The 21725-nt window shown below is 63.1% G+C and carries 20 protein-coding genes; 7 read left to right on the top strand and 13 right to left on the bottom strand.

Going from position 1 to position 21725, the window contains the following annotated elements; all coding sequences use genetic code 11:
* The first annotated feature begins 36 nt into the window (after positions 1–36).
* A complete protein-coding gene (gene rpsO / locus ACFSUD_RS09080) occupies positions 37–306 on the top strand; it encodes a 30S ribosomal protein S15 (RefSeq protein ID WP_386373601.1) in 270 nt (89 codons plus the stop codon).
* Between the two features lie 138 nt (positions 307–444).
* Here rpsO and ACFSUD_RS09075 read toward each other — a convergent pair whose 3' ends face one another.
* Entirely contained in the window at positions 445–1485 is a 1041-nt protein-coding gene (locus ACFSUD_RS09075; RefSeq protein ID WP_386373599.1) for a hypothetical protein, read from the bottom strand.
* A gap of 374 nt (positions 1486–1859) precedes the next feature.
* On the opposite strand from ACFSUD_RS09075, the gene pnp reads away from it, so the two are divergent.
* The gene (gene pnp / locus ACFSUD_RS09070) at positions 1860–3995 is read left to right on the top strand and encodes a polyribonucleotide nucleotidyltransferase (RefSeq protein ID WP_386373597.1); all 2136 of its coding nucleotides are present in this window, start codon (positions 1860–1862) and stop codon (positions 3993–3995) included.
* A 287-nt stretch (positions 3996–4282) separates the two neighbouring features.
* Here pnp and ACFSUD_RS09065 read toward each other — a convergent pair whose 3' ends face one another.
* Entirely contained in the window at positions 4283–4927 is a 645-nt protein-coding gene (locus tag ACFSUD_RS09065) for a peroxiredoxin (protein ID WP_386373595.1), read from the bottom strand.
* A 165-nt stretch (positions 4928–5092) separates the two neighbouring features.
* Here ACFSUD_RS09065 and ACFSUD_RS09060 point away from each other — a divergent pair, with 165 nt between their 5' ends.
* On the top strand, positions 5093–6520 hold the full coding sequence (locus ACFSUD_RS09060; protein ID WP_386373593.1) for an aldehyde dehydrogenase family protein: 1428 nt from the start codon (positions 5093–5095) through the stop codon (positions 6518–6520).
* A gap of 131 nt (positions 6521–6651) precedes the next feature.
* On the opposite strand, the gene ACFSUD_RS09055 is transcribed toward ACFSUD_RS09060, so the two are convergent.
* The 8 genes from ACFSUD_RS09055 to ACFSUD_RS09020 all read right to left on the bottom strand — a co-directional run bounded on the left by ACFSUD_RS09055 (position 6652) and on the right by ACFSUD_RS09020 (position 16528).
* Positions 6652–7299, bottom strand: a complete 648-nt coding sequence (locus ACFSUD_RS09055; protein ID WP_386373591.1) for an RluA family pseudouridine synthase — start codon at positions 7297–7299, stop codon at positions 6652–6654.
* Between the two features lie 50 nt (positions 7300–7349).
* Entirely contained in the window at positions 7350–8270 is a 921-nt protein-coding gene (gene rarD / locus ACFSUD_RS09050; RefSeq protein WP_386373589.1) for an EamA family transporter RarD, read from the bottom strand.
* A gap of 51 nt (positions 8271–8321) precedes the next feature.
* Positions 8322–10766: a GcvT family protein gene (locus ACFSUD_RS09045; RefSeq protein ID WP_386373587.1), complete on the bottom strand. Its 2445-nt coding sequence runs from the start codon at positions 10764–10766 to the stop codon at positions 8322–8324.
* Between the two features lie 9 nt (positions 10767–10775).
* Positions 10776–11672, bottom strand: a complete 897-nt coding sequence (locus ACFSUD_RS09040; RefSeq protein WP_386373585.1) for a homocysteine S-methyltransferase family protein — start codon at positions 11670–11672, stop codon at positions 10776–10778.
* Positions 11669–14116 carry a GcvT family protein gene (locus tag ACFSUD_RS09035; protein ID WP_386373583.1) on the bottom strand — a complete coding sequence of 816 codons (2448 nt, stop codon included), beginning with the start codon at positions 14114–14116 and terminating at the stop codon, positions 11669–11671. Before ACFSUD_RS09035 ends, ACFSUD_RS09040 begins: the two co-directional genes overlap by 4 nt.
* A 66-nt stretch (positions 14117–14182) precedes the next feature.
* Complete coding sequence (locus tag ACFSUD_RS09030; RefSeq protein WP_386373581.1) at positions 14183–14755, bottom strand: helix-turn-helix domain-containing protein; 573 nt, start codon at positions 14753–14755, stop codon at positions 14183–14185.
* A 64-nt stretch (positions 14756–14819) separates the two neighbouring features.
* On the bottom strand, positions 14820–15278 hold the full coding sequence (locus tag ACFSUD_RS09025) for a GAF domain-containing protein (protein ID WP_386373579.1): 459 nt from the start codon (positions 15276–15278) through the stop codon (positions 14820–14822).
* Positions 15279–15355: 77 nt separating this feature from the next.
* Complete coding sequence (locus tag ACFSUD_RS09020) at positions 15356–16528, bottom strand: thiolase family protein (RefSeq protein WP_386373577.1); 1173 nt, start codon at positions 16526–16528, stop codon at positions 15356–15358.
* An 83-nt stretch (positions 16529–16611) separates the two neighbouring features.
* Between ACFSUD_RS09020 and ACFSUD_RS09015 the strand changes: the two genes are divergently transcribed.
* The 3 genes from ACFSUD_RS09015 (at position 16612) to ACFSUD_RS09005 (ending at position 19226) form a co-directional block, all read left to right on the top strand.
* Positions 16612–16965 carry an STAS domain-containing protein gene (locus tag ACFSUD_RS09015; protein WP_386373575.1) on the top strand — a complete coding sequence of 118 codons (354 nt, stop codon included), beginning with the start codon at positions 16612–16614 and terminating at the stop codon, positions 16963–16965.
* A gap of 3 nt (positions 16966–16968) precedes the next feature.
* Positions 16969–17511 carry an ATP-binding protein gene (locus ACFSUD_RS09010; protein WP_386373573.1) on the top strand — a complete coding sequence of 181 codons (543 nt, stop codon included), beginning with the start codon at positions 16969–16971 and terminating at the stop codon, positions 17509–17511.
* A 137-nt stretch (positions 17512–17648) separates the two neighbouring features.
* On the top strand, positions 17649–19226 hold the full coding sequence (locus ACFSUD_RS09005; protein WP_386373571.1) for a gamma-glutamyltransferase family protein: 1578 nt from the start codon (positions 17649–17651) through the stop codon (positions 19224–19226).
* A 12-nt stretch (positions 19227–19238) separates the two neighbouring features.
* Here the strand turns inward: ACFSUD_RS09005 and hspQ are convergent, their stop codons facing one another.
* A complete protein-coding gene (gene hspQ, locus ACFSUD_RS09000) occupies positions 19239–19565 on the bottom strand; it encodes a heat shock protein HspQ (protein ID WP_386373569.1) in 327 nt (108 codons plus the stop codon).
* A 272-nt stretch (positions 19566–19837) separates the two neighbouring features.
* On the opposite strand from hspQ, the gene ACFSUD_RS08995 reads away from it, so the two are divergent.
* Positions 19838–20422, top strand: coding sequence for a transglycosylase SLT domain-containing protein (locus tag ACFSUD_RS08995; RefSeq protein WP_386373567.1), 585 nt, complete (start codon positions 19838–19840; stop codon positions 20420–20422).
* A gap of 39 nt (positions 20423–20461) precedes the next feature.
* Here the strand turns inward: ACFSUD_RS08995 and ACFSUD_RS08990 are convergent, their stop codons facing one another.
* Both ACFSUD_RS08990 and ACFSUD_RS08985 read right to left on the bottom strand, forming a co-directional pair.
* A complete protein-coding gene (locus ACFSUD_RS08990) occupies positions 20462–21058 on the bottom strand; it encodes a LolA family protein (RefSeq protein ID WP_386373565.1) in 597 nt (198 codons plus the stop codon).
* Positions 21059–21140: 82 nt separating this feature from the next.
* Positions 21141–21725, bottom strand: coding sequence for an exopolysaccharide biosynthesis protein (locus ACFSUD_RS08985; RefSeq protein ID WP_386373563.1), 585 nt, complete (start codon positions 21723–21725; stop codon positions 21141–21143).

The raw sequence follows: 21725 nt of genomic DNA, 5'->3' as shown, positions 1-21725 counted from the left end.
TGTGCCGTCACCCAAACCCTTGAAAAGGAGATCCCGATGTCGATCACAGCTGAAGAAAAAGCCCGCGTGATGAAGGAATATGGCACCAAGGAAGGCGACACCGGTTCGCCTGAAGTCCAGGTCGCCATCCTGTCCTCGCGCATCGCCACGCTGACCGAGCATTTCAAGACCCACAAGAAGGACAACCACGGCCGCCGTGGTCTCCTGAAAATGGTCGCGACCCGCCGGAAATTGCTGGACTACGTCAAGAACCGCGACGAGGCCCGCTATCAGGACCTGATCAAGCGCCTCGGCCTGCGCCGCTAATCGTCAGCGCCAGCTGCAAGACCTGAACCGCGCCCCTGAAACGAGGCGCGGTTTTCTATCCGGCATCCGGAAAGCTGAAACCGGAATGCGTTGGTCTCCCTAGCTATGTTGCCATGACCTCGACATTGCTGCGGTGCATCACGCCTGTCGTTGACGCAGACGCCGAAATGCCCTCAACGGCTGCGAGAGCCTTTCCGTGAGGCCGCCCCGCATCGTTATCTTCTGTGGCCTGAGAGCATAGGCAGCCAGAATATCGGACACCTCTTCCTCGACCGGAGGTTCATCGGCGCCACCTGGCACGGCGTCGTCGAACGCCTTTTTGCCGCTCAGGAACCTGCGTTCCAGCGCCTCATTGGACGCGGCATATTCTTCAACCATGTCCAGCCGCGTGCGTTGAGGAAGAACGAATTTTCGAGCCGGAACGTCGATGAGCGAAGGGGCGGTCCGGATGAAGTCTTGCACCTGTGCGGCAACATCTTCAATCGAATGCCCTTTCCGCAATGCCTCGCGCTTGATGTAGCGCGCAGGTTCTATCAGGCCGGTCGGCGGACTGACGTTGCTATCACGTCGTCCATCGTCCGGCTCGGAAGCCGCACCCAGCAAAGTAAGGAAGCGCTCGACCGCGTAGCTTCTCGATTGCGACGGGTTGAGGGGGATGACATGGACATTCTCGCTCCCGACGAGGTTCGCCCAGTTCTCCAGCATCCAACAATAATCAAGCGTACGCCGCTCCGCACGCCTTTCGACCAGTTCGTGAATGCTGCCGACCCACGCGCTATGACCTTTCACATGCTGCTTGAAATCTGACTCGATCCAGAAATCCTGGCGTCGTAGATAGCACACCACCTGAGGCACGAAACCTAGTTGCCTTACACGTTCCAACACGCGACCGGTCTCGGCGGTTCGACCCGCTGCAATCAGCATTTCGCTACTGAGCACGACCGTGCCATCTCGATCCAGAAAATGCTCTAACAGGGCCTCGGCGCTTTCCAGCCTCCCGTTGAGGATATCGGCTGCGAGATGTGCCGCGTTGCCCTGATTCTTTGTTTGATCATCTGGATGAAGGTCATAATGGATAGCTTCATGACGCAGACGAGGGGCGTGATTGGCGAGATAGGCCTGCACCGTCGTTGTGGCACATTTCGGCATACCGATGTGCAGGAACAGGGTGTTTTGCATGGGTATATTCCGAGCGAGTAGAAAGTAGAACGCCGCATCGATTATGCAGCTATTCCGCGTCCCCTAAGGCAGGCTCGGGAAAGAAGCAACCTGAGGGCGCCGTGAACGCCCGCAACACTAGTTCCAGATGAACCTCTCGCCGCCCCGTCAGCGACAGTTTGCTCATTTCCGCGATCTCCCGGGTGCTCGCGTGCTTGCTTCGGACGATCTGCCGCTCTTTCAACCTTCGCTTTCCTTCAAGGCCAAACTGCTGTATGCCCGCTCAATCTGAAAGCCGGCGCCCGGACTCCAGCGCCCGACAAAGAAGATACCGGAGTCAGGGGGAATACGCCCCCTATGCAAATGGTCCCGATGGACCAAAACAGGATACGTAGATGTTTAACGTAACGACAAAATCGATGCAGTGGGGCGAAGAGACGCTTACACTGGAAACCGGCAAGGTCGCCCGCCAGGCGGACGGTTCGGTGATTGCCACGCTGGGCGAGACCAGCGTCATGGCCAACGTCACTTTTGCGCGTCAGCAAAAGCCGGGTCAGGATTTCTTCCCCCTGACCGTTCATTACCAAGAGAAATACTATGCCGCCGGTAAAGTACCGGGTGGCTTCTTCAAGCGTGAGGCCCGCCCCACCGAGAAGGAAACTCTGACCGCGCGCCTGATCGACCGTCCGATCCGTCCGCTGTTCGTCCCGGGCTTCAAGAACGAAGTTCTGGTGATGTGCACCGTGCTCAGCCACGATCTGGTCAATGATCCCGACATGGTCGCGATGATCGCCGCTTCGGCCGCGCTGACCATTTCCGGCGCGCCGTTCCGTGGCCCGATCGCCGGGTGCCGCGTCGGCTTCGAGGATGGTGAATACATCCTGAACCCGACCGTGGATGACATGCAGGACCTGCGCCTGAACCCCGAACAGCGTCTTGATCTCGTCGTCGCCGGTACCAAGGACGCCGTGATGATGGTCGAATCCGAGGCCTATGAGCTTTCCGAAGCCGAGATGCTTGGCGCGGTGAAATTCGCTCATGAAAGCATCCAGCCGGTGATCGACCTGATCATCGACCTTGCCGAAGATGCCGCGAAAGAGCCCTTCGATTTCCAGCCCGAGGATTATTCGGAGCTTTCCGCTGCTGTCAAAGCCGCCGGTGAGACCGAGATGCGGGCCGCCTTTGCGATCGCGGACAAGCAGGAACGCACCGCCGCTGTAGCCGCGGCGCGCGAGACGATCAAAGCCGCGCTGAGCGAAGAGCAGCTGGAAGACGCAAACCTCGGTTCCGCGCTGAAAGGGCTCGAAGCCTCGATCCTGCGCGGTGACGTGGTGAAGACCGGCAAGCGTATCGACGGCCGCAAGACCGATGAGATCCGCGACATCGTCGCAGAGACCGGGATCCTGCCGCGGACCCACGGCTCGGCGCTGTTCACCCGGGGTGAGACGCAGGGTCTGGTCGTGACCACGCTCGGCACCGGTGATGACGAGCAGTTCATCGATGCGCTGCACGGTAATTTCAAATCCAACTTCCTGCTGCATTACAACTTCCCGCCCTATTCGGTCGGTGAAGTGGGTCGTGTGGGCGGTCCGGGCCGTCGCGAAATCGGCCATGGCAAGCTGGCATGGCGTGCGTTGCAGGCGGTTCTGCCCGCAAGCACCGACTTCCCCTACACGATCCGTGTGGTTTCCGAGATCACCGAGTCCAACGGCTCGTCCTCGATGGCGTCGGTCTGCGGCGGTTCGCTGTCGATGATGGATGCGGGCGTGCCGCTGAAAGCGCCGGTCGCCGGAGTGGCGATGGGTCTGATCCTCGAGGATGACGGCTCCTACGCGATCCTGAGCGACATTCTCGGCGACGAGGATCACCTCGGCGACATGGACTTCAAGGTTGCGGGTACCGAGAACGGCATCACCTCGCTGCAGATGGACATCAAGGTTGCAGGCATCACGCCCGAGATCATGGAAAACGCCCTGGCCCAGGCCAAGGACGGCCGTCTGCACATTCTCGGAGAGATGAACAAGGCCATCTCCGGTGCGGCGGAATTCTCCGTCCATGCGCCGCGCATCGAGACCATGCAGATCCCGACCGACAAGATCCGTGAAGTGATCGGCTCTGGCGGCAAGGTGATCCGCGAGATCGTCGAAGTGTCAGGTGCCAAGGTCGATATCAACGACGAAGGCATCATCAAGATCGCATCGCCGAACGGCGAGGCCATCAAGAAGGCCTATGACATGATCTGGTCGATCGTGGCCGAGCCCGAAGAAGGCGCGGTTTACACCGGCACGGTCGTGAAGATCGTCGATTTCGGCGCTTTCGTGAACTTCTTCGGCAAGCGCGACGGTCTGGTCCATGTGTCGCAGATCGAGAACCGCCGCCTGAACCATCCGTCAGACGTGCTGAAGGAAGGCCAGGAAGTGAAGGTCAAGCTGCTCGGCTTCGATGATCGCGGCAAGGTGCGTCTGTCGATGAAAGTCGTCGATCAGGAGACCGGCGAAGAGATCAAGAAAGAGGAAAAGGCAGAGGGCTGATCCGGCTCTCCGTGACCTGAACCAACCAAGGCCTCCGCGCAATCGCGGGGGCCCTTTTTTATAGCAGATCCGGCAGGCCGCAGGTCGTTTTCGCGTCTGGCGACCCATTTGGACCGGTCGCGGCACATCCATTCTGAGGCACTCCGGGCATTGCTGGAGGATGACACCGATTTCAGTTGTATGCAGAGCCTTGATGAGATCGCGGCGATCAAGACCGCCCGTCTGTTCGACGGTCTTGCTCGCCGCGAAGTTATCGCCCTATCTCACGGCCGAAATACTGGCCTGAACTAGATCTTCGTCTTGCGAAGATAGGGGAAAATCGTCTCGAACTCGCCGAACTTCTCCTTGGCATCCGCGTCTGACACGGTCGGCGGGATGATCACGTCCTCGCCGGGGCGCCAGTCGGCCGGTGTGGCGACGCCGCGCGCCGACATCTGCAGCCCGTCGAGCGCGCGCAGGATCTCGGCAAAGTTGCGGCCCACGGTCATCGGATAGGTCATCGTCAGCTTGAGTTGCTTGTCAGGCCCGAAGATGAAGACCGAACGGACCGTGGCGCTGTCGGCGGCGGTGCGGCCGTCGGGCAGATAGGCGTCCGCGGGCAGCATGTCGAAAGCCTTGGCCACCTCAAGATCGTCATCGGCGATAATCGGGAAACCGGCCTTGGCGCCCGCAAGCTTCTCGATGTCGCCCTTCCATTTCTTGTGATCCTCCACCCCGTCGACGGAGATCCCCATGACCTTGGTGCCGCGCTTCTCCCATTCATCGGAAAGCTGCGCCACGGCGCCGAATTCGGTGGTGCAGACCGGGGTAAAATCCTTCGGATGCGAGAACAGGATCGCCCAGCCGTCACCGACCCATTCTTGCAGGTTGATGGAGCCCTGATCTGTCTCGACCGTCATGTCGGGTATCGTGTCATTGATGCGCAAACCCATTTCATCCTCCAGTGCCATGTTATGAATTCGATGCGGGCAGGATAGTCTTTATGGGGCCGGGTTGCATCCCCTCTCTTGCGGGCACATCTGCTGAATGACAGAGTGGCGCGGAAGCAGGCCCTGCGACAATGGCCGGGCGCGCCCGAACCCCCGAGGAGAACAGCGATGCTGGAAAAACGCGACTTTTACATCAATGGCAAGTGGGTCGCCCCTGCCGAGGCGAATGACCTGGCAGTGATCGATCCCTCCACCGAAGAGCAATGCGCGGTCATCTCGCTTGGTGGACAGGCCGATACCGATGCGGCGGTTGCCGCCGCCCGGGCCGCTTTCGAAATCTGGTCGCAGACCTCCAAGGCGGAGCGCAAGGCGCTGATCGAGAGGCTGCTCGAAATCTACAACGCCCGCTCCGAGGAGATGGCGCAGGCGATGTCGATGGAAATGGGCGCGCCGATCGAGCTCAGCCGCAACCAGCAGGTCGGCGCCGGCAGCTGGCACATGGAAGGTTTTCTCAAAGCCTTCGAGGATTTCAGCTTCGAGAGCGACTTCACGGAGAGCGAAAAGACCCTGCGCGAGCCGATCGGGGTCTGCGCCCTGATCACCCCCTGGAACTGGCCGATGAACCAGATCGTGCTGAAAGCGATCCCGGCGTTGGCCACCGGTTGCACCATGGTGTTGAAACCCTCCGAAATCTCGCCGCTTTCGGCCCTGCTCTTTGCTGAATTCATCGATGAATCGGGCTTCCCCGCCGGGGTGTTCAACCTCGTCAACGGCGACGGGCCGGGCGTCGGCAGCCAATTGTCTGCCCATCCGGAGGTCGACATGGTTTCCTTCACCGGCTCGACCCGCGCCGGGATCGCGATTTCCAAGGCCGCGGCGGATACGCTGAAGCGGGTGAGTCTCGAGCTTGGCGGCAAGGGCGCCAATATCATCTTCGAGGACGCCCATCCGAAAGCCGCGAAACAGGGGGCGATCCGCTGTTTCCGCAACTCCGGCCAGTCCTGCAACGCCCCGACCCGGATGCTGGTGCACAAGTCGCGCTATGACGAAGCGGTGGAGACCGCGGCAGAAGTCGCGCGCAACACCCATGTCGGCCCGGCTTCGGAAGAGGGCAAGCATATCGGTCCCGTGGTGTCCGAAGCGCAGTTCGACAAGATCCAGGGGTTGATCGCCAAGGGCATGGAAGAGGCACGGCTCGTGGCCGGGGGGCTGGGCCGTCCGGACGGGCTGAACCGCGGCTATTACGTCAAGCCGACGGTATTTGCCGATGTGACCAACGACATGACGATCGCCCGCGAAGAGGTCTTCGGGCCGGTCTTGTCCATCATCCCCTTCGACAGCGAGGATGAGGCGGTTCGCATCGCCAATGACACGGTCTACGGACTGACCAATTACGTGCAGACCGAAGATGCCGAGAAACGCCGCCGGGTGGCGCGCCGCCTGCGCTCGGGCATGGTCGAGACCAACGGTCAGGGTTTCGCCCAGGGCTCGCCCTTCGGCGGTTACAAGCAATCCGGCAACGGGCGCGAGGGCGGTATCTACGGGCTGGAGGAGTTCCTCGAGGTCAAGGCGGTCTCGGGCTGGGCCGCGGAGTAACCTCAAGAGGTTGCACGGTGTTGAAGGGCTGCCTGCGGGCGGCCCTTCTTCGTTACCAGGGGTCGGCTCGGGTGGTGGAGCGCGGACGCCTCCGGCGGGAGTATTTCAGGGCATAAAGAAGCCGGAAGCTTTCAGAACGGAGCCTTGGCACGGATCTTGGTGGAATGGCCGCCTTCGGGATGATTGAAGCGCAGTTCTTCGGAATGGAGCATGAGTCGCGGGAAGTCGCGGGCCGGGCCAGTCGCATAGAAGGGATCGCCGAGGATCGGGTGGCCGAGGCTCAGCATATGCACGCGAAGCTGGTGACTGCGTCCGGTGCGCGGCATGAGACGGAGGCGGGCCGTCTCGCCCTCGTTCTTGAGCAGGCGGTATTCGGTCTGGGCCGGTTTGCCGGTCTCGTGGCAGATCATCTGGCGCGGGCGGTTCGGCCAGTCGACGATCAGCGGCGCGTCGATCGTGCCGGTCTTTTCCTTCGGCACGCCCCAGACCCTTGCGACATAGGTCTTCCGGGTCATGCGTTTCTCGAATTGCAGCCCGAGATGCCGCTGCGCATGGGCGGTCAGCGCGAAGATCATCACGCCGGAGGTATCGCGGTCGAGCCGATGGACCAGCAGCGCATCGGGAAAGGCCGCCTGCACCCGCGCGATCAGGCAATCGGCCAGATGGGCGCCCTTGCCGGGCACCGAGAGCAGCCCGGCGGGCTTGTCGACCAGCAGCACATGCGCGTCTTCGTGCAGGATCACCAGCGGATCGTCGGGCGGCGTGTAATCTTTTTCCATCGCCTTCCCGTTGCAGAAACGACGGCGCTTATCAAGTCGTCCGGCGGGTTTCAGGCCGGGGTGGCCTTGCGGCGCTGCCGCAGCATCGAGCCGGTATAGACGATCAGCGCCAGCCAGATCATCGGGAATGCGATCAGCCTGGCGGTGCCGAAGGGTTCATCAAAGACGAGGACCGCCACCATAAATATGATCGTCGGCGCGATATATTGCAGGATGCCGATGGTCGAGAGGCGCAGCAGCTTGGCACCGTTGGCATAGATCAGCAGCGGCACGGCGGTGACGATACCGCAGCCGACCAGCAGCAGCAGATCACGCGGATGCGTGGGCAGGAAATGGCTTTGGCCGTTTGCGGCGAGATAGGACAGATAGGCCAGGGCCGGAACCAGCAATATCAGGACTTCGAGCAGAAAACCCTGGTTGGGTCCGACCGGCAGGCTCTTCTTGGCCAGCGCATAGAACCCCCAGGTCAACATCAGGCCAAGCGCGACCCAAGGCATCCTGCCCGCTTCGAGCGTCAGCACCAGCACCGCCCCCGCGGCCAGCGCGAGCGCCACGATCTGCGCGCCAGACAGCCGTTCGCCGAGGATCACCGCGCCGAGAAAGACGCTGAACAAGGGGTTGATATAATAGCCGAGCGCCGCGTCGAGTGTATGTCCCGCGGCAATGGCCCAGACATAGATCCCCCAGTTCAGCGAGATCAGCGCCGCGGTGACGCAGTCCATCAGCAGGGTGCGGGGCGATCGCAATGCCTCGCGCAGATCCCCGGTGCGCCGCATGAGGATCAGCACCAGCGCCGCCACCGGAACCGACCAGATCACCCGGTGAACCACGATCTCCGCCGCCGGGATATGGGCGAGCAGCTTCATGTAGAGCGGCAGGAAGCCCCAGAGCACATAGGCGGTGACCGCAAAGGCCAGCCCCTGCGGCGTGTCTTCGTTCGGCTTTACGGTCAGGCTGTCGGGATTGCGCATCGGATCTCCTCCAATATCCGTCCTATCCCCTGCCGATCCGCCCCGCCAGCCTCAAACCTTCGCCCTTTCGCCGCCCGGGTCATACATCGGCCTGAGCGCGGCTTCCGCGTTGATCCTGCGGCCTGCCACGTCGATCTCATAGCGGGAGGCCAGAAGATCGGCCGTCGTCTCGCCGCGGCAGGGGACATAACCCATCCCCATGGCACCGCCGAGATAATGGCCATAGGCGCCGGAACTCAGGAAGCCGACGATCCGGCCGTCCCGCAGGATCGGCTCGTTGTGATAGAGCAGCGGCTCGGGATCGGTCAGGCGGAACTGCATAAGGCGCCGGTCGAGCCCGGTTTCCTTCTTGCGCAGCACCGCGTCGCGGCCGATGAAGTCCGCCTTGTCGGTTTTGACCGCGAAGCCGAGACCGGCCTCAAGCACGTGATCCTCAGAGGTGATGTCATGGCCGAAATGGCGGAAGCCCTTCTCGATCCGGGCGCAATCCATCATGTGCATGCCGCAGAGCTTCAGGTCCATTGCCTCACCGGCTGCTTGCAGGGTCTCGAAGACATGGGCTGCCATATCGGTGCTGACGTAGATCTCCCAACCGAGCTCACCCACATAGGTAACGCGGTGTACCCGCGCGAGGCCCATGCCGAGCTCGATCTGCTGTGCCGTGCCGAAAGGGTTCGTCTCGTTGGAGAAATCGGCGGGCGAGACCGCCTGCATCAGGTTGCGGGCATTGGGTCCCATCACCGCCAGCACGCCCTCTCCCGCCGTCACATCGGTGATCACCACGTTGAAGTCGCCGGTATTCCGGCGCAGCCAGGTCTCGTCGGCAAGTCGCGTCGCAGCCGGGGTCACGACGAGATAGGCGATTTCGGAGAGCCGCGTGACGGTCACATCGGCCTCGATCCCGCCGCGTGCGTTGAGGAACTGGGTATAGACGATCTTGCCGGTGGCGACGTCGAACTGCCCGCCGCCGACATGGTTGAGAAAGGCGCAGGCGTCGCGCCCCTCGACACGGATCTTGCCGAAGGAGGACATGTCGTACATGCCGACATTGTCGCGCACCGCCGCGAGCTCCGCGCCGACGTTGTCGAAGAAATTCTGCCGTTTCCAGGAATATTCATATGCGGGCTTCTGGCCCGTTACGGCGAACCAATTGGCGCGTTCCCAGCCCACCAGCTCGCCCATCACCGCCCCCTGCGCCAGCAGTTGTTCGTGAAACGGTGTGCGGCGGATACCGCGGGCGGTGGCTTTCTGGCGGTAAGGGTAGTGATCGGCATAGAGCAGGCCCAGCGTCTCCTTGCTGCGCTCGAAGAGGTAGGTCTTGTTGCCCTGAAAGGGCTGCATTCGGGAGATATCGACATCGCCGAGATCAAAGGGTTTCTGACCCTCGTCCATCCATTGCGCCAGCGCCATCCCGGCGCCGCCTGCCGACTGGATGCCGATCGAGTTGAACCCGGCGGCGACCCAGACATTGTCCATCTCGGGCGCGAGGCCGAGATGGTATGCGTCATCCGGGGTGAAGCTCTCCGGCCCGTTGAAGAAAGTGTGAATCCCCGCTTCGGCGAGCATCGGCATGCGGTTGCAGGCGGCTTCGAGGATCGGCTCGAAATGGTCGAAATCCTCGGGCAACTGGTCGAACTCGAAATCCGCAGGTATGCCCTGCATCGCCCAAGGCTTTGCATCGGGCTCGAAGGCGCCAAGCAGGATCTTGCCCGCGTCCTCCTTGTAATAGGCACATTCGTCGGGCACGCGCAGTACTGGCATCTGGGTCAGGCCCGCGATTGCTTCGGTGACTACGTAAAAATGTTCGCAGGCATGGAGCGGCACGTTGACCCCGGCCATACGCCCGACCTCATGCCCCCACATGCCCGCGCAGTTCACGACCATGTCACAGGCGATATGACCGCTTTCGCCGCCGCTTTCCCAATCGACACCGGTGACCCTGCGCCCCTCGCGCAGGATGCGGCTGACGCGGGTGCGTTCGAGCACTTTGGCGCCGCGCTGGCGGGCGCCCTTGGCCAGGGCCAAGGCTATATTGGCCGGATCGCCCTGCCCGTCCTTGTCGAGATAGACGCCGCCCGTGACACCCTCGATGTTGAGGTGGCGGTATCTGGCCTTCACCTCTTCGGGGCTGATTTCCTCGACATCGACGCCGAAGGCGCGGGCCATGGCGGCCTGACGGAAAATCTCTTCGCGGCGCTCCTCGGTCAACGCCACCGTGATCGATCCGCAGCGTTTGAAACCGGTAGAGACCCCGGTTTCCGCTTCGAGATTGCCGTAGAGCTCCTGTGAATATTTGGCGAGCCGGGTCATGTTGGCGGAAGCACGCAGCTGCGCGATCAGCCCGGCGGCGTGCCAGGTGGTGCCGGAGGTGAGCTGTTTGCGCTCCAGCAGCACCACGTCCTGCCAGCCGAGCTTGCTGAGGTGATAGGCCACGGAGCAGCCGATGACACCGCCGCCGATGATGACGACGCGGGCGTGGGTCGGGATATTGGACATCCGGTTTCCTCAGACGATCTTATGGCCAGCCTCGCGCAGACGGCGCGCGATCTCGACGATATGGGCGGGGCCGACTTCGCAGCAGCCGCCGATGATGGTGGCGCCCTGCCCGACCCAGCTCATCGCGTGATCGGCATAGGCCTGCGGCGTCAGGTCACGGCGTTCCTGCAGCACGTCGACGCTCGGCGCATCTTCCAGGAAAGCCTCGGTGATCCGCTCGAACCCGTTGGCATAGGCACCATAGGGCAGATTGCTGCGCGCCAGGACCGGCAATGCCGCACCGATCACCTCGGGGCGGCTGCAATTGATCAGCACCGCGGCCGGGCGATATTGTTCGAGCAGCGGCAGAATCGCATCGAGGTCTTCGCCGGAGCGCAGCTTGCTGCCGTCTTCATCGGAAACGGTGAAGGCGATCCACACCGGCGCCCCCTGCCCGATGCAGCCGCGCAGCGCGCCTTCGGCCTCCCGGGTGGAGGAGACGGTCTCGATCAGCAGCAGATCGACCCTTGGCGCCAGCCGCGCGGCGCGGGCGGTAAATTTTTCCGCCGCCATTGCCGGATCAGGATCGAGATCGGGCCGGTAGGAGGCCAGCAGCGGCCCGAGGCTTCCGGCGATGCGCCCGCCTCCGGCACGGTCGCGTGCCTGCTCTGCCTGATCGAGAGACACGTCGACCAATGCGTCGAGCATGTCCAGCATCCCCTCCCGTTCAAGACGGTTCTCATGCAGACCATAGCTGTTGGTGGTGGCGATCGTGGCACCGGCGGCGAAATATTCGTCATGCACCGCGCCGACCAGTTCGGGCGTGTCGATCATCACCTGCGTGGACCAGAGCCGCGAGGAGGTGGCGTCGCCGCGTTTGGCCAGTTCCTGTCCGATGGAACCGTCCAGCAAGGTAATCTCGGTCATGCGCGTAGCCTTTCGTTTTCGGGATCCCAGAGCGGCTGGTCGGGCTGCACCACGGCGGGGCATTTGCGGCCGAAAATATCGATCTCGACCTCGGTGCCGGGTGCTGCCAGATCGGCGCGGATCATGCCGAGCGCGATGGACTGACCGACCCGGTAGCCCCAGTCGCCGCTGGTGGTCTCGCCAACCACCTGCCCATCATACCAGATCGTCGACATATAGGGGGCATCCTGTTCGCCCGCCTCGACGATCAGCGTCACGAAGCGCTTGGCGACCCCCTGTTCCTTCTCGCGCAGCAGCGCCGCCTTGCCGGGAAAGTCCTGCGGCTTGTCGAGCTTGACGAAACGCCCGAGCCCGGCTTCCAGCGTCGTGTAATCCGTGGAAAGATCGCCCTTCCACGCGCGATAGCCCTTCTCGATGCGCAGGGCGTTCAATGCCCACATGCCGAAGGGCTTGGCCCCCGCACCGGTGATCGCGTCATAGATTGCGGGCATGTCGACATTGCGGACGTGGACTTCCCAGCCGAGCTCTCCCGCGAAGCTGACCCGCGCGAGATGGCAGGGCACCCCGGCGATTTTCGCGGCCTGATGGCTGAGCCAGGGCAGCGACAGATCCGCCTGCGTGCCGATCCGCTCGAACAGCGCGCGCGACTGCGGACCGGTGACGATCAGCGTGTCGAACTCGGTGGTGTGATCGCTTAGGCTCAGCCCCGCGTCCCGCGCCGGGCGCAGCACGTCGAAATCATGCCATTGCGCGCTTGCCGCGGTGATCAGGGTGAAATCATCCTCGCCGTGGCGGATCAGTGACATTTCGGTCAGGATGCGACCGCGGTCATCAGCGAAATAGGCGAGGTTCATCCGCCCGACCTTCGGCAGGCCGCCGGTGATGCGGCCGCGCAGCCAGTCGGCGGCGCCCGGCCCCTCGAGCGCGAAACGCGAGAACCCCGGCAGGTCGAGCACCCCGACATCGTCGCGCACCGCCTCGCATTCCTCCCGGACACGCGGTGCCCAGGGGCCGTTGCGATCCCAGGTCTGGGTGCTTTCCTCGGACAGGTCATCCCCCGGTCGCGCGAAGTAATTGGCGCGTTCCCAGCCGTTATAGGCCCCGAAGACCGCGCCGGCCTCCTTCAGTTGGGCGTGAAGCGGCGACAGCTTGCGGTCGCGCCCGGCAGGCCAGACATGATGGGGAAAGTGCATCGCGTATTCGTGGCCGTAGGTCTCCATCGCCTTGGCGTTGCAATAATCCTGATCGGTGTAGTCGGTATAGCGGCGCGGATCCACCGCCCACATGTCCCATTCGGTCTGGCCTTCGGTGATCCATTCCGCCAGCACCTTGCCAGCCCCGCCGCCCTGGGTGATGCCGAAGGTGAAGACGCAGGCCTCGAAAGCATTTGGCACGCCGGGCATCGGGCCGATCAGCGGCAGGCCGTCGGGGGCATAGGGGATCGGCCCGTTGATCACCCGGCCGACACCGGAACTGCCAAGGATCGGCACCCGCGCCATGGCGTCCTCGATATACCATTCCAGCCGCTCGAGATCATCCGGGTAGAGCTGGAAGGAGAAGTCCTCCGGCATCTGGTCCTGCGGCGTGATCCAATGCGCACGGCAATTGCGTTCATAGGGGCCGAGGTTGAGCCCGTGCTTGTCCTGACGCAGGTAATAGGAGGTATCCACATCGCGCAGCAGCGGCACCTTGCGGCCATTGGCCTCCGACCATTCCTTCAGTTCGGGAATTTCCTCGGTGAGGAAATATTGATGGCTCATGACCGTCATCGGCACCCTGCGTCCGCCGAAGGGCCTGAACCATTCACCGACGCGCTGCGCGTAATAGCCCGCCGCATTGACCACTTTCTCGCAGCGGATGTCGCCCTTGTCGGTATGCACGATCCATTCATCGCCCTCGCGGCTGATCCCGGTGGCCGGGCAGAACCGCTCGATCCGCGCGCCCATCTGCCGCGCGCCCTTGGCCAGCGCCTGGGTGAGCTGGGCAGGGTCGATGTCGCCGTCTGCCGGATCCCACAGCCCGCCTGCGAGGTCATGGGTCTCCATGAAGGGATAGCGGTCCTTCATGTCGGCGGGGCTCATCATTTCCATCTCGAGCCCCTGGTAGCGCCCCATCGAGCGGGCGCGCTCAAATTCCTGCATCCGCTGCTTGCCATGGGCCAGCCGGATCGATCCGGTGACGTGGTAGTTCATCGGGTAATCGACCTCGGCTTCGAGCCGCGCGTAGAGGTCGAGCGAATAACGCTGCATGTTCATGATCGCCCAGGAGGTCGAGAAACTCGGGCAATTCCCGGCCGCATGCCAGGTGGACCCGGCGGTCAGCTCGTTCTTCTCCAGCAGCACGCAATCGTGCCATCCGGCCTTTGCCAGGTGGTAGAGCGAGGAGACACCGACGACGCCGCCTCCGATGATGACCACGCGGGCCGTGCTTGGAAATTCACTCATTCTGTTGCTCCTTCTGCCGAAGCTGTTCGATCCTCGATTAGGGTCATGCGCATCCGGCCGCCCCCATCAATAGACGGGTGGCGCGATCACCCAGATCGCGACGGCTGGTTCATCCGAGGCATTGGCCCAGCGAAAGGTCTCGCCGCGGATCCGGAACGAATCCCCGGGGTCGAGCCGGTGCAGCTTCCCCGCGATCTCGATCTCCAGCGTGCCGGAGATGATATAGCCGACCTCCTGCGTCGGGCGGCAGACCGGTTCCTTCAGGCGACTGTGCGGCGCGAAGGTCGAATGAACGACCTCGAAATCATCCGTCAGATCGGGCGATAGCAACGCCTCGATCAGCCCCTCCGCCGAAGAGCCGATCTGTCGCCGCGCATCGCGGCGCACGACGTAGCCCGCCTCCTCCGCCGGGGCGGCGCCGTGGCGGAAGAGCATCGACACCGGAACGCCGAGACAGGAGGCAATCTGGCGCAGATCGCTGATGCTTGGATCGGACTTGTCGCGCTCCACCTGGCTGAGCCAGCCGACCGAACGCCCGAGCCGCAGCGCCAGGTCGCTCAGGGTCAGTCCCCGCGACTTGCGCAGCGCGCGCAGATCGGCACCGAGGGTCTCCGGCACGATTGGGGTCGTATGACGCATGGCGGATCCGTGAAATTATGCTGTTGTTTTTCACGCTGCCGCAGGTTGATGAAAAAATCCAGAACTATTTCACGGAAGCGAAACTTTCGCGCAGGATGCTTTCGAGCGCTTCGGCGTCCTCACGCCGAAAGGCATCGGGCTGATCGCTGTCGATGTCGAAGACCCCGAGCAACCTGCCTGCCCCGTCCCATACCGGCAGAACCAGTTCGGAACGGGTCGAGCTGGCACAGGCGATATGACCCGGGAACGCATCGACATCGCGCACCAGCTGAACCTGGCCGGTACGGGCCGCCGCGCCGCAGACGCCGCGCGCGAAGGGGATCACCAGACAGCCGTGACCGCCCTGATAGGGACCGATCTTCAGCAGTTCGGGCGCGGTGACGCGGTAGAATCCGGTCCAGTCGAAACGCGCGTCGGCGTGATGTACTTCGCAGGCGATGGTCGCCATGAGCGCCACGACATCGGTTTCCCCCTCGGTGAGGGCGGCGATGGTCTTGGCAAGAGAAGGGTAGTCAACGCGCATGTTCGGCCCCTGGAGCAGCGGCAGGACCGGGGGCTGTCTGCCCCCGGACCCCCGAGAGTGTTGTCAGCATAAAGAAGTCAGTTCCGTTCGATGGCGATGGCCGTGCCTTCGCCGCCGCCGATGCAGATCGCGGCGATGCCGCGTTTGAGATCGCGTTTCTCCAATGCATTGAGGAGGGTGACCATGATCCGCGCGCCCGAAGCGCCGATCGGGTGGCCGAGGGCGCAGGCGCCGCCATTGACATTGACGATCTCCTGGGAGAGCCCTATCTCCCGCATGAAGGCCAGCGGCACCACCGCGAACGCCTCGTTGACCTCCCAGAGATCCACGTCCTCCTTGTTCCAGCCGATGCGCTGTAAAAGTTTCTGCGCCGCCGGGACCGGGGCCGTCGTGAAGAGGCCCGGCGCCTGGGCGTGGCTGGTATGACCGACGATCCGGGCGCGGATGTTGAGCCCATTGGCCCTGGCGCTGGCCTCGTCGGCCAGGACGAGCGCCGCGGCACCGTCGGAGATCGACGAGGAATTGGCTGCCGTCACGCTGCCGTCCTTGCGGAAGGCCGGTTTGAGCTGCGGAATCTTGTCCGGCCGGGCGCTGGCGGGCTGCTCATCGGCGGTCACCGTCGTGCTGCCCTTGCGGGAGGTCAGTTCAACAGGCGTGATCTCTCCGTCGAATGCGCCGCTTTCCTGCGCCCTGAGCGCGCGGGACAGGGAGGTGAGGGCGTAGTCATCCTGAACTTCGCGGGTGAACTGGTAGGTCTCGGCGCAATCCTCCGCGAAGGTCCCCATCAGACGTCCCTTGTCATAGGCATCTTCGAGACCGTCGAGAAACATGTGATCGATCACCGCCCCGTGGCCAAGCCGTGCGCCTCCGCGCATCTTTGGCAGCACATAGGGGGCATTCGTCATGCTCTCCATCCCCCCTGCGACGATCACGTCGTTCTGGCCGAGGGCGATCTGGTCATAGGCGATCATTGCCGCCTTCATGCCCGAGCCGCACATCTTGTTGAGCGTCGTGGCGGGCACTTCCTCGCCGAGACCGGCGTTGAACCCGGCCTGGCGGGCCGGTGCCTGGCCCTGACCTGCGGGCAGGACGCAGCCCATGAGCAGTTCCTCGACCTGCACCGAACCGGCATCGACCAGCGCCGCGCGGATGGCGACGCCGCCGAGCTCGGCCGCGCTCTTGTCGGCGAAGGCGCCCTGGAAACCACCCATCGGCGTCCGTGCCGCCCCTGCTATCACCACCTTGCGCATCTCGTTCTCCCTGTTCCTGCTTACCATCCGGTAAGGTTTGCCGTTTATCACCGATGCCATCCCAAGGGCGACAGGGCAAATCTATGGAACTCTCCAGCGAAACAGAAGGGCGGATCTGCGTGATCAGCGTCGCGGCGCCGCGGATCGACATGGCCGGGGCGCTGGCCTTCAAGGACGACATGCGTCGCCTTACCGTCGCGGCGCCCGAGGTCGTGATCCTCGACCTTGGCGCCGTGAGTTTCATCGATTCCAGCGGGCTGGGCGCGATCGTCGCGATCATGAAACATCTCGCGCCCGAGCGGGAATTGGTGCTCGCCGGGCTGACCCCGCATGTGGAGAAGGTCTTCCGCCTGACCCGGATGGACAGTGTTTTCAGACTGTTCTCCCGGCTCGAGGACGCCAGGGCGGCGGTGCAGACCTCTGTCGCCGGAGGTTGAGAATTGGCCGCGGTTGCCGGGCGGGTGTTGCTCGATATTGCCGTGCGAAGCCACCCGCGCGCCGTGCGGCATGCCGTGGAAACGCTTTCGATCCGCCTGGCGGCCGAAGGATTGCCGGATGCGGCGATCAGCGCCGTCGAACTGGTGCTGGCCGAGGCGATGAACAATATCGTGGAACATGCCTATCCGCGGGGCGGCCGACAGGCGATTCGCCTCCGCTGCCTGGCCGGTTCCGACGCGCTGGAGCTGCGACTGACCGATACCGGGCGACCCTTTCCGGCCGGTCGGATCCCATTGGGCCTCGCCCCCGGCCTCGATGTCGCGACATGCGACCTGCCCGAGGGCGGTTTCGGCTGGTTCCTGATCCACAGCCTGACCAGCGGGTTGCGATACAGCCGGGCGGGAGGCGAGAACCGGCTCGACATGACGTTCGATGTGGCGCTGCCTGCGAAGGCTGATGCGGATCGGACGCCGCGGCCATCCCGCAAAAGCGCCGCCATCGTTCCACAATCTCGCTGCAATCGAATCGCAGACAGGGAGGCGTAGCCGCATGGGCTTCCCTCGGCATCGCGTTTCACGACCCCCACCCGATGCGCGATGCCGAGATGTTCTCCTGCGGAAATGTTTGGCAGCCGCCGCTGCTGCGACTAGGCTCGCCCTGTTTGGCAGTGACGAGGTGCGACATGCGCGATTTCCACTTACCCGGCCGTTCGCCGGTTCTGGCCGGTAACGGGCTCTGCGCCACGTCGCATCCGCTCGCGGCCAAGACCGCGATCGACATCCTGCAGCGGGGCGGCAATGCCATAGATGCCGCAATCGCCGGAGCCGTGCTGCTGGGCATCTGCGAGCCGCATATGACCGGGATCGGCGGCGATTGTTTCGTGCTCTATTCGCCAGGCGGCAGTGACGAGGTACGGGCCCTGAACGGGTCGGGGGGCGCGCCTGCCGCGCTGGATGCCGTCCAGCTGCGCGCGGAGGGGAAAGCGGTGGTGCCGCTGCGCTCTGCGGAGGCGGTGACGATCCCGGTGGCTATGGATGCGTTTTGCCACCTGGCCGAGAATGTCGGGATTCTCGGCATGGACGCGCTGCTCGCTCCGGCGATTTCCTATGCCGAGGAAGGCGTGCCGGTGGCGCCGAGGGTGGCGGCGGACTGGGGGGCGAATGTCTCGGCCCTGCAGGGCGCGGCGCGGGAATTCTACCTCCAGGATGGCAACGCCTTGCCGATCGGCGCGATGTTCCGTGCGCCGGGACAGGCCGAGGTGCTGCGCCGCATCGCCCGCGACGGACGTGACGGTTTCTATACCGGCGAGGTGGCCGAGGACATGGTCGAGACATTGCGCGCCGCAGGCGGGGTCCATGACTCGGAGGATTTCGCGCAGGCCGCCTGTTTCGAAACGACGCCGGTATCGAGCAGCTACAAACAGATCGAGATGGTGCAGCATCCGCCCAACGGTCAGGGCGCCACCGCCCTGTTGCTGCTCAACATCCTCGCGGAATTCGACATCGCGGCGATGGATCCCTGGGGTGCGCAGCGGCTGCATATCGAGTCCGAGGCGGCGAAGCTCGCCTATGATGCGCGCAACCGGTTCCTGGCGGATCCCGACCATTGCGCCCGGCTTGACCATATGCTCGCGCCCGAGACCGCGCGCAAGCTGGCCGCGCTGATCGATCCGCGCAGGGCGATGCCGAGCCCCGCGTCGCTCAGCGAGGCGGTCCACAAGGACACGGTCTATATCACGGTCGTGGATCGGGACGGCATGGCGGTATCGTTGATCTATTCGATCTTCCACCCCTTCGGCTCCGGTATCGCCTCGAACAAGTTCGGGATCCTGATGCAGAACCGCGGTGCCGGTTTCTCGCTCGAAGCCGGGCACCCGAACGAGCTCAAGGGGGGCAAACGGCCGATGCATACAATCATCCCCGGCATGATCCGCGAGGCCGACCGGGTGACTGTGCCCTTCGGCGTGATGGGGGGCGCCTATCAACCCAAGGGCCACGCGCGCTTTGCCTCGAACCTGGTGGACTTCGGACTCGACCTGCAAAGCACCATCGACGGGCCGCGCGCCTTCGCCGATGGCGGGGTGTTGAAGGTCGAACGTGGCTATCCGGACGCGGTGCGACAGCAGCTCGCCGAGATGGGCCATAGAGTCGAGATCCCGGACAGTGCCATCGGCGGTGCCCAGGCGATCCGGATCAGGGCGGATGGGGTTCTGGAAGGCGCGAGCGACCCGCGCAAGGACGGCTGCGCGCTGGGATATTGACCGCGACCTGACCTAGTTCAGCTGGAAATGCAGCGGATAGGCGCCATCGGTGAAAGGGCCGAAGAGGTCCGGGATATCGGGGTGATCGACCGGTTCGCCGGAATAATCGGCAATCAGGTTCTGCTCCGAGACATAGGCCACGTAATAGCTCTGATCATTCTCGGCCAGCAGATGGTAATAGGGCTGATCCTTTACCGGGCGACTCTCTTCCGGGATCGCCTCGTACCATTCCTCGGTATTGGCAAATTCCGGATCGACATCGAAGATCACCCCGCGAAAAGGGTGCTTCTTGTGCCGGACGACCTGGCCCAGATGGTATTTTGCTCTTGATCTCAGCATCGTAATTCTGCCCCTATCCTTCGTTAATACCGGATTCAAGGGTGTTCTGTCCAATCACGGCGCCCGGATACGGGGAAACACTCTGTGATGGCACTGGCGACAGTTGCAGATTGGCAACAGGCCGACCCCGCACCTATCTCATGCAACCTGTTGACACTGCTCGGCAAGATACTGCTGAATTTCTCGTTCCGGCACGAAAATTTCCCATGTGACCGCGCCGCAAAATCGGCTAGTCTGGAGAAAACAAAGAAACGACAAAAAGCGAGAGGCATATGAGCAGAACCCTTCGCGCCCTGATAATCGTGTTGCTGGTGGCCTCCTGCGGCGGCGGACAATCGCCTGCCCCGCGGGAATTGGACAATGCCTGCCTGATTCTCAAGGAGCGCCCGGATTATCGCAGGGCGTTTCGCGCCACTGAACGCAAATGGGGAGTGCCGGTGCATGTGCAGATGGCAACCATCCATCAGGAAAGCAAATTCGTTTCCAACGCGCGAACGCCGTTCAAATACGTGCTCGGCGTGATTCCGATGGGCCGCCAATCCAGTGCTTTCGGCTATTCCCAAGCGCTCGACGGCACATGGAAGGAATATCTCGAGCGCACCAATCGGCGCTCCGCCAAACGCGACCGCATCAAGGACGCCACCGATTTCATGGGCTGGTACATGAATCAGAGCCGCGATCGCAACGGCATCCCGCTCTATGATGCGCGCAACCAGTACCTGGCATATCACGAAGGACATACCGGCTATTCGCGCCAGAGCTACAACAGCAAGGCCTGGCTGGTGGCGGTGGCGGGCAAAGTAGATGCCCGCGCCCGGATGTATGAGGCGCAGATCGCCGGTTGTCGTCTGCGCTGAACCGGTCAGCCCCGGCGGATCGCCGGGGCGCTGATCGGTCTAGCGGCCCGCGGCCTTGCCGACATCGAACAGGCTGTTGGGAAGCGCACCGCCCTTCTGAAGATCGCCGAGCGCCACGGTGGTCTTGCTCCCGTTGCCGTCATTGATCACCCATTGCCGCAATTCGACGGGGTTGCCGGTAAACTTCATCTCGATATTGCCGTATTCCGGATGCGCGGGATCCTGCGCCGTGACGATTGTCGCGGTGCCGTCGTATCTGTGTCCGGTCACCATCCGGGCCCGGCCGAGATTGACCTGACGGTCGAGGATGATCGACAAGGGGGTCTTGGACAGCGGATAGGTTTCCGGCGGTTGGTTGGATTTCTTGTCGTTGATCACCACGGTATTGCTGCCCGCAACCACAAGTGCCGATTCCGGCGGGTTATACTCGAACCGCACGCGACCCGGTCGCTTGATGTAGAGCGTGCCGGTGCTGATCGAACCGTCGTCGTTGATCTGGGTGAACTCGCCTTTCGCGGTAACCATCTCGTTGAGATAATTTGAGATCTCGCCAAGAGACAGTTTCTCGGCCGCTGCGGCCAGCGGGGTCATCACCCCAAGGCCCAGGGCCAGTATCGCGCTAAGATAGGGTCGCATTGATGTCATCCTGTTCTTCGTTACTTCAGTTTCACATAGGGAGCCGGGCGTTGATATGCGATATCACGGCGTGGCTTTTCGCTCAGAAGGCCCAGATCCAGATCACTGCGACCCCGACAGAGGCGGCAATCATTCCGAGCAGCATGAGCACACCGTCGCGCAGGGTGAGCGCGAGGCCGATAAGCGCGACCGCCCCCATCGGCAGGATCGCGGCAAAGGGGATCATCTCCGCGAAGGGCACGAAGACGCAAAGCAGCAGCACGATACAGGCGGCAACAGGCGGCGCGGGCTGACGGGTCAGCACTTCGAGGCGATTGCCGAAATGGCGGTCGATCCAGCGCGCGGCGCCACGCAACTTGTTCACCGATTTCTCGATCTTCCCATCGTCGACGCTGCGCCGTTCGAGCCAATCCGGCAGCCAGAGACGCGAACGCTGCGCCACCACTTGCAGGGCGAAGAGCGCGATCAGAAGGGCCATGAGGCTGGGGACCAGCGGGATGCCTCCGAGCGGCGTCATCACCAGCAGCGCAGGCAGGGTGATCAGCGGTCCGAAGCCGCGTCCGCCAAGTGCCTCCGTCACGTCCCCAATACTGACCTTGCGCTTTTCCTCGGCAATCCGGTCAAGCGTATCAAGCACATCCCTGACGCTGTTTTTGCTGTCTGCCAC

It is taken from the genome of Sulfitobacter aestuarii (assembly GCF_042685005.1).
GTDB lineage: Bacteria > Pseudomonadota > Alphaproteobacteria > Rhodobacterales > Rhodobacteraceae > Sulfitobacter > Sulfitobacter aestuarii.
Note: the sequence above shows the minus strand (reverse complement) of the source record. Positions and strands in the feature narration are given on the sequence as shown.

What these genes read in the sequence shown, in the direction of transcription:
- rpsO (WP_386373601.1), top strand. Translation starts at nt 37, where the DNA reads ATGTCGATCACAGCTGAAGAAAAAGCCCGCGTGATGAAGGAATATGGC.
- ACFSUD_RS09075 (WP_386373599.1), bottom strand. Translation starts at nt 1,485, where the DNA reads ATGCAAAACACCCTGTTCCTGCACATCGGTATGCCGAAATGTGCCACA.
- pnp (WP_386373597.1), top strand. Translation starts at nt 1,860, where the DNA reads ATGTTTAACGTAACGACAAAATCGATGCAGTGGGGCGAAGAGACGCTT.
- ACFSUD_RS09065 (WP_386373595.1), bottom strand. Translation starts at nt 4,927, where the DNA reads ATGGGTTTGCGCATCAATGACACGATACCCGACATGACGGTCGAGACA.
- ACFSUD_RS09060 (WP_386373593.1), top strand. Translation starts at nt 5,093, where the DNA reads ATGCTGGAAAAACGCGACTTTTACATCAATGGCAAGTGGGTCGCCCCT.
- ACFSUD_RS09055 (WP_386373591.1), bottom strand. Translation starts at nt 7,299, where the DNA reads ATGGAAAAAGATTACACGCCGCCCGACGATCCGCTGGTGATCCTGCAC.
- rarD (WP_386373589.1), bottom strand. Translation starts at nt 8,270, where the DNA reads ATGCGCAATCCCGACAGCCTGACCGTAAAGCCGAACGAAGACACGCCG.
- ACFSUD_RS09045 (WP_386373587.1), bottom strand. Translation starts at nt 10,766, where the DNA reads ATGTCCAATATCCCGACCCACGCCCGCGTCGTCATCATCGGCGGCGGT.
- ACFSUD_RS09040 (WP_386373585.1), bottom strand. Translation starts at nt 11,672, where the DNA reads ATGACCGAGATTACCTTGCTGGACGGTTCCATCGGACAGGAACTGGCC.
- ACFSUD_RS09035 (WP_386373583.1), bottom strand. Translation starts at nt 14,116, where the DNA reads ATGAGTGAATTTCCAAGCACGGCCCGCGTGGTCATCATCGGAGGCGGC.
- ACFSUD_RS09030 (WP_386373581.1), bottom strand. Translation starts at nt 14,755, where the DNA reads ATGCGTCATACGACCCCAATCGTGCCGGAGACCCTCGGTGCCGATCTG.
- ACFSUD_RS09025 (WP_386373579.1), bottom strand. Translation starts at nt 15,278, where the DNA reads ATGCGCGTTGACTACCCTTCTCTTGCCAAGACCATCGCCGCCCTCACC.
- ACFSUD_RS09020 (WP_386373577.1), bottom strand. Translation starts at nt 16,528, where the DNA reads ATGCGCAAGGTGGTGATAGCAGGGGCGGCACGGACGCCGATGGGTGGT.
- ACFSUD_RS09015 (WP_386373575.1), top strand. Translation starts at nt 16,612, where the DNA reads ATGGAACTCTCCAGCGAAACAGAAGGGCGGATCTGCGTGATCAGCGTC.
- ACFSUD_RS09005 (WP_386373571.1), top strand. Translation starts at nt 17,649, where the DNA reads ATGCGCGATTTCCACTTACCCGGCCGTTCGCCGGTTCTGGCCGGTAAC.
- hspQ (WP_386373569.1), bottom strand. Translation starts at nt 19,565, where the DNA reads ATGCTGAGATCAAGAGCAAAATACCATCTGGGCCAGGTCGTCCGGCAC.
- ACFSUD_RS08995 (WP_386373567.1), top strand. Translation starts at nt 19,838, where the DNA reads ATGAGCAGAACCCTTCGCGCCCTGATAATCGTGTTGCTGGTGGCCTCC.
- ACFSUD_RS08990 (WP_386373565.1), bottom strand. Translation starts at nt 21,058, where the DNA reads ATGCGACCCTATCTTAGCGCGATACTGGCCCTGGGCCTTGGGGTGATG.